This is a genomic window from Burkholderia gladioli (genome assembly GCF_000959725.1).
Taxonomy (GTDB): domain Bacteria; phylum Pseudomonadota; class Gammaproteobacteria; order Burkholderiales; family Burkholderiaceae; genus Burkholderia; species Burkholderia gladioli.
In genome coordinates this window covers 2083728-2096315 of the sequence record NZ_CP009322.1, presented here as the reverse complement: position 1 = coordinate 2096315, position 12588 = coordinate 2083728, and the positions used below count along the sequence as shown (strand labels likewise).

11 protein-coding genes are annotated in these 12588 nt (G+C 70.2%); 7 read left to right on the top strand and 4 right to left on the bottom strand.

The annotated features are described in order from the left end of the window. The first annotated feature begins 68 nt into the window (after positions 1-68). Entirely contained in the window at positions 69-1046 is a 978-nt protein-coding gene (locus BM43_RS09385; protein ID WP_013690844.1) for a 2-keto-3-deoxygluconate permease, read from the top strand. Positions 1047-1091: 45 nt separating this feature from the next. Here BM43_RS09385 and BM43_RS09380 read toward each other — a convergent pair whose 3' ends face one another. The 4 genes from BM43_RS09380 to BM43_RS09365 all read right to left on the bottom strand — a co-directional run bounded on the left by BM43_RS09380 (position 1092) and on the right by BM43_RS09365 (position 5582). After that, the gene (locus BM43_RS09380; protein ID WP_036055758.1) at positions 1092-2486 is read right to left on the bottom strand and encodes an aspartate aminotransferase family protein; all 1395 of its coding nucleotides are present in this window, start codon (positions 2484-2486) and stop codon (positions 1092-1094) included. 88 nt (positions 2487-2574) lie between these two features. After that, positions 2575-3750, bottom strand: coding sequence for a porin (locus BM43_RS09375; RefSeq protein WP_036055759.1), 1176 nt, complete (start codon positions 3748-3750; stop codon positions 2575-2577). 136 nt (positions 3751-3886) lie between these two features. After that, a complete protein-coding gene (locus BM43_RS09370) occupies positions 3887-4831 on the bottom strand; it encodes a 2-hydroxyacid dehydrogenase (protein ID WP_036055760.1) in 945 nt (314 codons plus the stop codon). 136 nt (positions 4832-4967) lie between these two features. After that, entirely contained in the window at positions 4968-5582 is a 615-nt protein-coding gene (locus BM43_RS09365; protein WP_025097117.1) for an amino acid synthesis family protein, read from the bottom strand. Between the two features lie 143 nt (positions 5583-5725). Here BM43_RS09365 and BM43_RS37475 point away from each other — a divergent pair, with 143 nt between their 5' ends. From BM43_RS37475 to BM43_RS09335, 6 genes are all read left to right on the top strand, one after another. Further along, positions 5726-7537: a helix-turn-helix domain-containing protein gene (locus BM43_RS37475; protein ID WP_025097118.1), complete on the top strand. Its 1812-nt coding sequence runs from the start codon at positions 5726-5728 to the stop codon at positions 7535-7537. A gap of 209 nt (positions 7538-7746) precedes the next feature. After that, a complete protein-coding gene (locus tag BM43_RS09355) occupies positions 7747-8730 on the top strand; it encodes a flavin reductase (RefSeq protein WP_025097119.1) in 984 nt (327 codons plus the stop codon). Between the two features lie 28 nt (positions 8731-8758). Continuing rightward, positions 8759-10270 carry an aldehyde dehydrogenase gene (locus BM43_RS09350; protein ID WP_025097120.1) on the top strand — a complete coding sequence of 504 codons (1512 nt, stop codon included), beginning with the start codon at positions 8759-8761 and terminating at the stop codon, positions 10268-10270. A 31-nt stretch (positions 10271-10301) separates the two neighbouring features. Beyond that, on the top strand, positions 10302-11372 hold the full coding sequence (locus tag BM43_RS09345) for an LLM class flavin-dependent oxidoreductase (protein ID WP_013690836.1): 1071 nt from the start codon (positions 10302-10304) through the stop codon (positions 11370-11372). A gap of 3 nt (positions 11373-11375) precedes the next feature. Further along, the gene (locus BM43_RS09340; protein ID WP_036055761.1) at positions 11376-12218 is read left to right on the top strand and encodes an alpha/beta fold hydrolase; all 843 of its coding nucleotides are present in this window, start codon (positions 11376-11378) and stop codon (positions 12216-12218) included. Next, positions 12215-12583 (top strand): NIPSNAP family protein, encoded by a 369-nt coding sequence (locus BM43_RS09335; RefSeq protein WP_013690834.1) that lies wholly within the window; start codon positions 12215-12217, stop codon positions 12581-12583. Before BM43_RS09340 ends, BM43_RS09335 begins: the two co-directional genes overlap by 4 nt. The last annotated feature ends 5 nt before the right edge of the window (positions 12584-12588 follow it).

Genomic DNA, 12588 nt, shown 5'->3' with positions numbered 1-12588 from the left:
CGATTCGCAATACCAATCAAGTGCCGGTGACGCGACGCCAGGCTGCGCGCACCGGACGGAGACTCGGCATGAAGATCAAACGAGCCATCGAGCGCTTTCCCGGCGGCATGATGGTGATCCCCCTTCTGTGGGGCAGCGTGCTCAACACGTTCGCGCCGCATGTCCTCGCCATCGGCAGCTTCTCCACCCAGCTCGCCCACGGCGCCCTGCCGATCCTGGCGGTGTTCTTCGTCTGCATGGGCGCGGAGATCCAGTTGCGCACCGCCCCCCGGGCGCTGCGCAACGGCGCGGCGATCACCCTCGCCAAGCTGGCCAGCGGCGTGGCGATCGGCTTCGCGGTGAGCCGGCTGTGCGGGCCTCAAGGCCTGTTCGGCCTGTCGGGCATGGCGATCATCGCCGCCGTGACCAATGCCAACATGGGCCTGTACGCGGCGGTGACGCGCCAGTTCGGCGACGAGGTCGATCGCGGCGCGCTGGCGGTGCTCTCGATCCTCGAAGGGCCGTTCGTGACGATGGTGGCGCTCGGTTTGTCCGGGCTGGCGACCATCCCCGTGATCGACCTGGTGGCCACCGTGCTGCCGATCGTGATCGGCATGGTGCTCGGCAACCTCGACGAGGACATGCGGCGCTTCCTCAAGTCTGGCGGCGACCTGCTGATCCCCTTCTTCGCCTTCGGCCTCGGCGCGCAGATCAACCTGCACGCGATCCTCGGCGCGGGCCTGTCCGGCATCCTGCTTGGGCTCATCACGCTGGCCGCGGGCGCCGTGTGCAACGTGCTGGCCTCGCGGCTGGCCGGCGGCACCGGCGTGGCCGGCATGGCGGCGGCCACCACCGCCGGCAATGCGGTGGCGACGCCCACCGCGATCGCGGCGGTGGACCCGCGCCTGGGCTCGCTGGTGGCGATGGCCACGCCGCAGATCGCGGCCTCGACCATCGTCACCTCTCTGCTGGCGCCCCTGGCGGCGGCCGCCTACGCGCGCTGGCATGGGCGCCGGCGCGCACGCGACGCCGAGCTTCACGAAGCGGCTTCGACGAGCAAGGCCTGATCGGCGGCACGGCCCCCGGTCAGGCGATGCGGCGCGCGCGCAAGCTCAGGCCATGAGCCCACCTCTCAGCGCCGCACGCACCTCCGCTTCGTCGAGCACCTCGTCCAGCACGCGCTTCACGCGCGCCAACAGTTCCTCGCATTCGCTCTCGCCCAGGCACAGCGCCGGCGCGAAGCCGAGCGTGCCGTCGCCGAAGGCGCGCAGGACGATGCCGTTGCGGCCGGCCGTGTCGAACAGGCGCGTGGGCAGCTTCACGGCGGGATCGAAGGGCGTGCGCGCGGCCTTGTCGCTGACCAGTTCCAGCGCGCCGAGCAGGCCGCGATGGCGCGCGTCGCCCACCAGCGGATGCTCGCGCAGGGCATCGAGCCCGGCGCCGAACTGCAGGGCGCGCGTGCGGCCGTTCTCCAGCAGCCCGCCCTCGTGATAGAGGCGCAGCACCTCCAGCGCGATCGCCGCGCTGACGGGATGCGCGGAATAGGTCTGGCCATGGCCGATCGGCGCATCGGCCGGCGCGCCGTCGGCGATCGCCTGGTACACATGCTCGGCCATCAGCACGGCGCCCATCGGCGCGTAACCGGCCGTCAGGCCCTTGGCCACCGTCATCAGGTCCGGCTCGACCTGCTCGGCCTCGCAGGCGAACAGCGGGCCGGTACGCCCGAAGCCGGTGATCACCTCGTCGGCCACGAACAGGATGCCGAGCCGCCGGCAGGCCTCGCGCATCGCCTTCAGCCAGCCCGTCGGCGGCACGATCACGCCGCCCGAGCCCTGCACCGGTTCGCAGAAGAAGGCGGCCACGTGTTCGGCGCCAAGCTCCGCCACCTTGTCCTCGAGTGCCTTGACCGAGGCGGCGATGATCGCCCGCGGATCGTCGGGCGTGGCGCTGCGATACGGATAGGGCGAGGGGATATGGTGCTGGGTCGCCTGCGGCAGGTCGAAGCCGCGATGGAACACCGGCAGCGCCGTGAGCCCCGCGCCGAATGATGACGAGCCGTGGTAACCGCGCTCCAGCGCGATGAAGTGCTTCTTCGCCGGCTTGCCGATCGCGTTGTAGTAGTAGGTGATGAAGCGCACCGCGGAATCGACCGCGTCGGAGCCGCCCAGCGTGAAGTAGATGCGCGACAGCGAGGCCGGGGCCAGCGCGGTGAGCCGCTCGGCCAGTTCGATGGCGGGCGTCGAGCCGAAGTGGAAATAGCCGGTGGCGTAGGGCAGCCGGCTCATCTGGCGCATCGCCGCCTCGACGATGCTGGCCTGGCCGTAGCCGGTGTTGACGCACCAGAGCCCGGCGAAGGCATCGAGCAGTTCGCGGCCGTCGGCGTCGCGCAGCCATACGCCATGGCCCGAATCCAGGATCGTCACGCCGCGCGCCTCGTGCGCGCGATAGGCCACGGCCGGGTGAATCAGGTGTCGACGATCGGCGTCGACCAGAAGGTCTTTTTGCATCTGCTACCTCGAAAAGGGATCCGCCGGGGATCGGGACGCGGCCGGCGCATCGGGAGCACCGGCCGCGGAAAACGGCGCGCGAGCGCGCCTAGAAGCGATGGATCATGCCGAGCCGCACCAGCGTCTGGTTCTCGCCCGACGAGGCGCCGGCCGAGGCGGGCGTGGTGGCGAAATCGAAGGCCGTGCCGGTATGCGCGCTGACCACGTGCTGGTACGCGGCCTGCATGTAGAGCGAGGTGCGCTTGCTCAGGTCGTAGTCGAGCATCAGCGAGAGCTGGTGCCACTTCGGCTCGAAATCGCCGGTGCTCGCATGCAGGTTCGCCTCGGTGAAGGTATAGGCGCCGAACAGCCAGAACGACGGCGTGAAGGCGTACTTCGCATTGACCTCGAAGTTGTCGAACTTCCAGGACTGCCAGTGGCCGCCCGGCGGCTGGGTGGCCGTCGAGGCGATATAGGCGTTCGCGGTCGGGTCGTAGACGTCGACATGCGAGTAGGACAGGCCCAGCCTGGTGGCCGCGAACGCGTAGGACAGCCCCGCCACGATGTTCTGCTCGGACGAGCCGGTAAACACCGTGTCGGTGGACACCGCGCCGTTGGCCGAGCCGCCCGCGTCGATCTTCAGGTAGCCGAGCGCGGCGGTCAGGCCCGCCAGCTTGTATTGCAGGGCCGCGCTGTAGAGCCGGTTGTTGGCGAAGCCGGTGTCGTTGCTGAAGCCGTACATCGCCTCGGCCTTCAGGCCGTTGAAGTTCGGGCTGGTGTACTTGACCGAGTTGTTGACGCGGAAATCGAAGTCGGCGTTGTCGTTGTCGAACGGGTGCGAGGCGACGTCGCCGCTCACGCCGCCCGCGCCCGTCAGGCCGCTCCAGAGATCGATGGTCGGGCCGTACTGGCGGCCGAACGAGAGCGTGCCGAGCCGGTCCGATTGCAGGCCGACCCAGGCCTGCCGGCCGAACTCGCGGCCGCCCTGCTTGAAGGCGCCGCTGTTCACGTCGAAGCCGTTCTCGAGGCGGAACAGCGCGCGCGTGCCGCCGCCCAGGTCTTCCGAGCCGGCGATGCCCCAGCGGCTGCCGAAGGTGTCGCCGCTCTTCATCTGGAAGGTGCCGTGTCCCTTCGCGTTGCTGGTGTAGTTGAGTCCTTCGTCGATGATGCCGTACAACGTGACGCTGCTCTGTGCCTGCGCCGCCGTGCTGCTGCCGGCGAGTATCGCCAGCGCCGTCGCCACCGCTGCCGCGATGCGTGTTTCCAAGCCTGCTGCCTTGCTCATGATTTCCCCTGGTGGTGGTCGTGTTGCATGAATCGAAGCCTTGCTGGCACTGCGCCGGCGTGCGGGTACACACCAGCGGACGAAGACGACCGATGGCGCGGCTCGGGCCGGATGAAACGAAAGGGTTCGCGCCGGCTCAGTAACCGCGCGAGAGATCGACGCCGGCCGGAATGCGGCCGCTGGCGCGATAGGCGGCGACGTTGGCCGCGACCACGGCCGCCGCCGTGTGCAGGTCGGTCGGCGCCGAGATGTGGGGCAGCACCGTCACGGCGGGATGGGCCCAGAGCGGCGAGGCTTCCGGCAGCGGCTCGACCTCGAACACGTCGAGTACCGCATGCGAGAGCCGGCCGGCATCGAGCGCTTGCAGCAGATCCCGGGTGACCACCACCGGGCCGCGCGAGAAGTTGATCAGCGCCGCGCCGGGCCGCATGGCCGCCAGCGTGTGCCGGTCGAACAGGCCGCGCGTCTCGTCGGTCAGCGGCACGAGACACACCACGATCTCGCTCGCGCCGAGCAGGCGCGTCAGGCCCTCGGCGCCGTGATGGGTGTCCACGCCGGCCATGCGCTTCGGCGAGCGGCTCCAGCCGGCCACGCGAAAGCCCGCCTCCAGCAGCCGCGCCGCGGCGGCCGCCCCGAGCGTGCCGAGGCCGACAATACCGACCTGTATGTCCCGGGGCTTGCGATAGGGCCGCTGCCGCCATTCGCGCGCCTGCTGCTGGCCGCGGTAGGCGGGCATCTCGCGTTGCAGGTAGTAGGTCCAGGCCAGTACCGCCTCGGCCATGGTGCGCGACATTTCCGGGTCCACCAGCCGGACCACGGGCGGCGCCGTGGCCGGAAGGCTCTCGAGCAGTTGCTCGACGCCGGCCCACAGGCTCTGGATCCAGGCGAGCCGGGGCAGGGCGGCGAGTTCGGCGGGATCGGGACGCGCCACGATCGCGATCCTCGCGCCGGCACGCGCATCGGCATCGGCCTCGCGCAACGGCACGATGGTTTCGTCCGGCATCGCCGCGGCGAGCGCGGCGCGATACTTGGCCTCCTGCCCGGCGGGCAGCCGGGTGGCCAGCATGATGATGTCGTTCATGGCGGGTGCCGTGGCGGCGGAAACGGTGGAGCGGGCACGCCGTGCGTGCGCGCCGGGGTTTGCTGCGAATCGGAGGAAAAGCGCAGCGGAAGCGCCGGGGCTCGGAGCAGGCGCGCCGCGAGGGTGCGCCCGCGCCTCAGTCGCCCCAGGTCTGCGCTTCGGCCGGCTTGCGGGCCTCCATCTCGGCCATGTCGATGAAGCGATCGCCGATGCGCGGATGAGCGCGTCCCCCGTCGGCCGCGCCGATCGCCACCAGCACCTCGTCGGGGCCCGGGGCGTCGGCGATCTGAAATGTCGCCGTCAGGAAGTGCGAGCGTTGCCCCGTGGCCGACTTGTGGATCATCGGCAGCGAGACCATCGAGCCCGGCCCGAGCCGCGTATTGGTGAAGCTCAGGAAGGCGGTGCCGTCCACCGCCTCGCGGAACAGGTTGCCGAAGCGCAGCGTGTGGATCAGCGCCGAGGCGTGCTCGATCTCGCCGTTCACGCCCACCACGGCGGCCTTGCCATAGGCTTCCACGCGCGCGGCCGGCATCAGCGCCACCAGCCGGCGCGTCAGCTCGGCACCCAGCGGCGGCGCGAGGCGCCGGATCTCCGGCTGCAGGTCCTCGCAGAAACCCTGCCCGGCCCAGGGGTTTTTCAGCACGGCGGCCACCACCACGGTGGTGATCGGGCGCGGCGCCGCGCGGCCGCCCTCGACCATCAGTTCCTCGACGAAGGTCGAGATCTTGCGCACTTGCAAATCGGTATTCATCAGCACTCCAATCGGATGACGTGATCGATGCGAGGCATGCTAAGTAGCGTCAATTCGAGCGTCTTCCTCCGTTCCGGGGGAAGCACGACTTTTTTGACACTGCGATAAGTCGTATAGTCAGCCACGCCCAACAGGAGCTCTCGATGCCGGATACGTTGTCGCTCATGTCGTCCCTGCGCGACGTCGCCAGCCGAATCAATGCGGATGCCGATGTCGACACGCTGCTGCACAGCCTGATCGAGCTGGCCTGTCATCACGGCTCCTGGGATCTCGGCTCGATCATGAGCGTGGATATCGCGCACGGTTATGCGCTGGTGATCGCGCGGCGCGACCCGACCCTGCTCAAGCGCGCGCTGGCCGACCGCTGGGAGCTGGCCACCAGCCCCGCGCTGGTCGCGCTGCAGCGCAACGAGCCGGTCTACATCCGCGATGCGCTGGAGACCACCGAATTCCTCGGCTACCGGCGCGAGGCGCCCGAGCGCGGCTACCGCACCGTGCTGGTGCTGCCGATGGCGAGCTGCGATGCCGAGGGGCGGCCGATGGTGCTGGTGGTGTCGGCGCGCAAGGTGGTGGACGTGGCGCCCGAGCACCTGGCCTTCATGGAGCTGGTGGTGCACCTCGGCGCGATCGCGATCGAGCGCGCCCATCGCCAGCGCGCCCAGCAGGCCGCCGCCGAGCAACTGCGACGCGTGCTCTCGGTGCAGGGCGCGATGTTGCAGGAGGTGCTGGTGGGCGGCTCAATGGACACGCTGACAGGCATGCTGGCCGACCTGCTCGACTCGCCGGTGCTGGTGATCGACTTCTACGGCGGCGAGCTGCTGGCCTCGCGCCCGCCCGTCGAGGGGCTCGACGGCGCCGCCTGGCGCGCCCTGCTCGACGGCGAGACCGGCCGCCAGATGCGCGAGACCGCGCGCGAGGCGATCGCGCGCCATGCCTTGCGGCGGGTGCGCTTCGAGCTGCCGGGCGGGGTGCCGCTCACGGCCGACGTGGAGCCCCTGGCGGTGGACGGCGACACGGTGGGCGCGCTGCTGAGCTTCGGCGGGCGCGCCGAGGGCGACCTGCAGGCGCTCGCGATCGAGAGCGCCAAGTTCGCGATGAGCGTGCAGCTGATGCGCAGCGTGATCCGCTTTCGCGCCGAGACGCGCACCCTGACCGAGTTGTTCTTCGAGATCGTCGAGCGGCGCTGGCGCGACGAGCAGGACATCGTCGAGCGCTCGCGCCGGCTCGGCATCGCGCTGGGCGCGCCGATGCGCCTGCTGGTGGTCGACTATCCGCGCCGCGAGGGCCCGGCGCTGGACCGCTCGGCCGAATGCCATCGCACCGCCGGCCTGATCGCGGCCCAGCACAAGCTGGCCGCGCATCCGGTGACGGTCGGCGGCGGCCTGGTCTGCCTGCTGCCCGACGACGGCCAGCGGCCGCTGGCCAGCATCAACGCCTTCGCGCGCCAGCTGTGCGCGGCACTGAGCCCGCTGTTCGGCGGCGAGCCCACCCTGGTGGCCAGCGACCGCGTGGCGGGCCTGACCGAGCTGGCCAACGAATGGGACCGCTGCTGGCGGATGATCCGCGTGGCGCGCTCGTTCGGCAAGACCGGCGCGCTGAGCGTGCCCGACCTCGGGCCGCTGCCGATGCTGATGGGCGCGGCCGACTCGCCCGACGTGCGCGCCTTCATCACCGGCACCATCGGGCCGATCGTCGAATACGACGCCAGCCACCGCGCCTCCTATCTCGACACGCTGGCGATCTACATCCGCCACGGCTGCCGCAGCCAGGCCTGCGCCGACGCGATGGGCCTGCACGTGACCACGCTGCGCTACCGGCTGTCGCGTATCTCGGACCTGTTCGGCATCGACGTGGAGACGCCCGAGCGGCGCTTCGCGATCGAGCTCGCGCTGCAACTGCACAACCTGCTGGAGGGCAGCCCGCCGGTGGCCGCGGCGGCGCACGGCGCGCACTAGGCGGGACGCCCTCGCCAGCGCCTGCCGACGGGGCCCGCGCGCGTCGCGGGCCCCGTCACCAGCTCGCCCGCGAAGTCCCCACTAGTGGTTTTCCCGGTCCGACGAACAGCAGGTGAGGTTCCCCCGGTTCTCCTTCGATCCGCAGGAAGCCAGCCCGATTTCAGCCACCTACATTCACCTCAGGACAACGATGTACGAGGTGAATGGCCATGCAAGCGGCAGTATCCGATAACCGAACCACCATCGACCCGAAGGCGCTGCGCCGTGCCTTCGGCACCTTCGTCACCGGCGTGACGGTGCTCACCACCATCGACGCCGAGGGCCGCCCGCGCGGCATGACGGCCAACTCCTTCGCCTCGGTCTCGCTCGACCCGCCGCTGCTGCTGGTCTGCGTCGGCGCGGGCGCGTCGAGCTACCCGGCCTTCGCCGCCGCCGACAAGTTCGCGGTGAACCTGCTGAGCGACAGCCAGGTGGATGTCTCCAACCTGTTCGCCTCGAAGGCGGCCGACAAGTTCGCCGCGATCAACCACGACGTGGTGCATACCGGCGCGCCGGTGCTGACCGACTGCCTGACCTGGTTCGACTGCTCGATGCACGACCGCGTCGAGGCCGGCGACCACCTGATCCTGATCGGCCGCGTGCAGGCCTTCGGCACCAGCCCCGCGGCGCCGCTGGGCTTCTGCCGCGGCCGCTACGCGCAGGTCAAGGACCCGCTGCCGCCGGGCTGGCTGTCGTCCACCGACATGATCGTCGGCTACCTGATCGAGGCGCAGGGCGAGGTGCTGCTGGTGGCCGACGGCAAGGGCGGCTGGGTGCTGCCCACCGCGCCGCGCCGGCTGGTGGACGCCCGCCTGCCGGTGGCGGGCGGCGGCTCGCTGGCGCTGGTGCCCGACGACACCTTCCTCTATTCCGTCTACGACACCGACGGCCACGATTCCGGCTACCTGATCTACCGGGCCCGCCTGGCCGAGCCGCGCGGCGCGCTGGCGCTGCCGCCGGAATTCCGCTTCTTCGCCCCCGACGCGCTTCCCTACGACGAAATCGCCTCGGTCGAGATGCGCGCGATGCTGCGCCGTTTCGTGCGCGAGACGGCCGGCGGCGGCAGTTATTCGATCTACATGGGCTCGCACGACGGCGGCCGCGTCGCGACGGTTGGCGCCGCGCAGCCGTGGCGCCATCACGTGCAGTCCTGAACCCAGGCTGGATGACCAAGGACATTTCATGAAGACCACAGTCGAAACCCTGCAGCATGCCCGCATCGGCAATTTCATCGACGGCCGCTTCGTCGAGCCGGCCAGCGGCAGCTACGCCCCGAGCTTTGACCCCACCACCTCGACGCCCTGGTACGAGTTCGCGCAGTCGAACGCGGCCGACGTCGACGCGGCCGTGCGTTCGGCCCAGGCCGCGTTGAAGAACCCCGCCTGGCGGCGCATGACCCAGACCGAGCGCGGCAAGCTGGTGCGCCGCCTGGGCGAGCTGGTGCTCGAGAATGCCGACGCGCTGGCCCTGCTCGAATGCCGCGACAACGGCAAGCTGCTCAAGGAGATGCGCGCGCAGATGCGTGCCATTCCGGATTCCTATCTGTATTTCGCCGGCATGGCGGACAAGCTGCAGGGCGACACGATCCCCGTCAACAAGCTCGACATGCTGAACTTCAACCTGCGCGAGCCGATCGGCGTGGTCGGCATGATCATCCCGTGGAATTCGCCGCTGATGATGCTGACCGGCACGCTCGCGCCGTGCCTGGCGATCGGCAACACGGTGGTGGTCAAGCCCTCCGAGCACGCCACCGCCTCCTCGCTGGCGCTGGCCGAGCTGGCCATCGAGGCGGGCATTCCGCCCGGCGTGTTCAACGTGGTGACCGGCGACGGCGCCACCACCGGCGAGGCGCTCACGCGCCATCCCGGCGTCGCCAAGTACGTGTTCACCGGCAGCACCGTCACGGGCCGCAAGATCGCCGGCAATGCCGCGCAGAACCTGGTGCCCTGCCAGATGGAGCTGGGCGGCAAGTCCCCGCACGTGGTGTTCGGCGACGTGGAGATCGAGCGCGCCGTCAACGGCGTGGTGTCGGGCATCTTCGCCGCGGCGGGCCAGACCTGCGTGGCCGGCTCGCGCTGCTTCGTCGAGGCCTCGGTCTACGAGCGCTTCGTCGAGGCCCTGGTGGAGCGCACCCGGCGCGTGCGCGTGGGCCATCCGATGCACGAGGACACCGATATCGGGCCGCTCGCGCTGGCCACCCAGCTCGACAAGGTGCAGCGCTACGTGGCCTCGGGCGTGGAGGAGGGCGCGCGCATCGCCGCCGGCGGGCGCCGCCCGAACACGGGCGCGCTGGCCGAGGGCTGGTACTTCGAGCCGACCGTGATGACCCAGGCCACCAATTCGATGCGCTTCATGCAGGAGGAGATCTTCGGGCCGGTGGTGGGCGTGGTGCCGTTCCACGACGAGGCCGAGCTGATGGCGCTGGCCAACGACACCGAATACGGGCTCGCGTCGGGCATCTGGACCCGCGACATCGACCGCGCGATGCGCTTCGCGCGCGACATCGACGCCGGCACGGTCTGGATCAACACCTACCGCTCGGCCGCCTACATGTCCTCGAACGGCGGCCTCAAGCACAGCGGCTACGGCCGGCGCGGCGGCTTCGAGGTGATGCGCGAGTTCTCGCGGCTCAAGAACGTGGTGCTCGACTACTCGGGCGCGATGCAGGACCCGTTCGTCATTCGTCTGCGTTGAAACGCGCGTTTCCATCCGACACGAGGCATCTATGAAATTCGCCGTATCACTGAGCATGGAGCGGTTCTCCCCCGAGGCGTCGATGACCGAGGCGCGCGACCGGCTGCTGGCGCTGGCGCGCGTGGCCGACGAAGGCGGCTTCGAGACGCTGTGGACCGCCGAGCATCACACCATCGAATGCACCATCTCGCCGAACCCGTTCACGGTGCTGACCTGGCTGGCCCAGCACACCGAGCGCATCCGGCTGGGCACCGCCACCCTGGTGGCGCCTTACTGGTCGCCGATCCGGCTGGCCGGCGAGGCCGCCATGTGCGATCACCTGAGCAACGGCCGGCTCGAGTTCGGCATCGCGCGCGGCGCCTACCAATACGAGTTCGACCGGATGGCAGGCGGCATTCCCCAGCAGGAAGGCGTGGCCTACATGAAGGAGCTGGTGCCGGCCGTCAAGCGCCTGTGGGAAGGCGACTACGAGCACGACGGCCATTACTGGCGCTTCCCGCTCGCCACCTCGGTGCCCAAGCCGCTGCAGCAGCCGCATCCGCCGATCTGGGTGGCCACGCGCGACCCCGGCAGCTTCGACTGGGCGGTCGGCATCGGCGCCAACATCCTGTCCACGCCGCTGTCGGCGCCGCCTTCCGAGGTGGCCGTGCTCGGCGCGAAATTCCGCAAGGCGGTGGCCGACCATCCCGAGCATCCGCGCCCGCGCTTCATGATGCAGCGGCGCACCTGCGTCTACGACCGCGAGGAGGACTGGCAGACCGCGGTGCGCCACAGCGTCGACTACGGCCGCTACTTCGAGAACCTGATGCAGAACATCGGCACCGTGCACAACGGCTTCCCGGAGGCCGTGCCCTTCGAGACCGTCGCCAACCGCGCCAACTACGATCCCGCCGCGGTGCGCGACAACCTGATGTTCGGCACCCCCGACGAGGTGATCCGCAAGCTGCAGATCTACGAGGACGAGGGCGTCGACCAGTATTGCCTGGGCCTGTCGTTCAACCTGCCCTTCGAGCTGCAGATGAAGACGCTGCGCCTGTTCATCGACGAGATCATGCCGCACTTCGCCGCGCGCGAGCGCCAGGCCGCGGCGGCGGGGGCCTGAGCCATGCGCGACGCACTTCCCGAGGCGCCGCCCGACGCGATCGAGGACAGCCTGGACGTCGACGGCGTGCGCCTGGCCTATCGCCTGCAGGGCGAGGGGCCGCGCGAGCTGGTCTGCATCCACGGCGTGGGCTCCTACCTCGAGGCCTGGCAGGGCGCCATCAACGCGCTGGGCGGCGGCTTTCGCGTGCTCAGCTTCGACCTGCGCGGCCACGGCCGCTCCGAGCGCGTGAAGGGGCGCTACGAGATCGACGATTTCGTCGGCGACGTGCTGGCGCTGGCCGATCACGCCGGCTTCGCCCGCTTCGACCTGGCCGGCTTCTCGCTGGGCGGCCTGATCGCGCAGCGGCTCGCGCTCACGCATCCGGCGCGGCTGCGCCGGCTGGTGCTGCTGGCCACCGTGGCCGGGCGCACCGCCGAGGAGCGCGCGCGCGTGGCCGAGCGGCTGGCCGCCCTGCAGGCGGGCGAGCGCGGCGCGCATTACGACGCCTCGCTGTCGCGCTGGCTGACCGAGGATTTCCAGGCGCGGCACCCGGCGCTGGTGGACGAACTGCGCCGACGCAACGCGCGAAACGATCCGGACTGCTACGCGGCGGCCTACCGGGTGCTGGCGCAGACCGATTTCGGCGGCCTGATCGACCAGATCGCGATGCCGACCCTGATCGCGACCGGCGAATGCGATGCCGGCTCGAACCCGCGGATGGCACGCTACATGCATGAACGGATTCCGGATTCGCGGCTGGCGATCCTGCCTAATCTGCGCCATTCGCTGCTCAACGAGGCGCCCGAACAGGTGGCGGCGCTGATGCGGGCGTTCCTGATTGACAGCGGGGAGGCGGCCCGATGATCGTCGAGGAGCGCATCTACCGGATCCGCAACGGCGCGATGGCGCGCTTCCTGAAGCTGGTCGCCGAGGAGGCGCTGCCGATGCAGCAGCCGGCGCTGGGCAACCTGCTCGGGTATTTCACCACCGAGATCGGCTGCCTGTCCCAGGTGGTGCACTGGTGGGGCTATGCCGACCTGGAGGACCGCCGCCTGCGCCGCCAGCGGCTCGCCGCCGACCCGCGCTGGCAGGCCTTCGTCCCGCGCCTGTCCGAGCTGATCGAGCAGGCCGAGAACCGGATCCTGGTGCCGACCGCGTTTTCGCCGCTGCAACAACTGCCGACCGGGCAGGCCGAGCCGGGTGCCCGGCCCGTTCCACCGAAGGAGTGAGCTTG

Coding starts and splice junctions, on each gene's coding strand:
- BM43_RS09345 (WP_013690836.1), top strand. CDS start 10,302: ATGAAATTCGCCGTATCACTGAGCATGGAGCGGTTCTCCCCCGAGGCG.
- BM43_RS09355 (WP_025097119.1), top strand. CDS start 7,747: ATGCAAGCGGCAGTATCCGATAACCGAACCACCATCGACCCGAAGGCG.
- BM43_RS09365 (WP_025097117.1), bottom strand. CDS start 5,582: ATGAATACCGATTTGCAAGTGCGCAAGATCTCGACCTTCGTCGAGGAA.
- BM43_RS09340 (WP_036055761.1), top strand. CDS start 11,376: ATGCGCGACGCACTTCCCGAGGCGCCGCCCGACGCGATCGAGGACAGC.
- BM43_RS37475 (WP_025097118.1), top strand. CDS start 5,726: ATGCCGGATACGTTGTCGCTCATGTCGTCCCTGCGCGACGTCGCCAGC.
- BM43_RS09350 (WP_025097120.1), top strand. CDS start 8,759: ATGAAGACCACAGTCGAAACCCTGCAGCATGCCCGCATCGGCAATTTC.
- BM43_RS09375 (WP_036055759.1), bottom strand. CDS start 3,750: ATGAGCAAGGCAGCAGGCTTGGAAACACGCATCGCGGCAGCGGTGGCG.
- BM43_RS09335 (WP_013690834.1), top strand. CDS start 12,215: ATGATCGTCGAGGAGCGCATCTACCGGATCCGCAACGGCGCGATGGCG.
- BM43_RS09380 (WP_036055758.1), bottom strand. CDS start 2,486: ATGCAAAAAGACCTTCTGGTCGACGCCGATCGTCGACACCTGATTCAC.
- BM43_RS09385 (WP_013690844.1), top strand. CDS start 69: ATGAAGATCAAACGAGCCATCGAGCGCTTTCCCGGCGGCATGATGGTG.
- BM43_RS09370 (WP_036055760.1), bottom strand. CDS start 4,831: ATGAACGACATCATCATGCTGGCCACCCGGCTGCCCGCCGGGCAGGAG.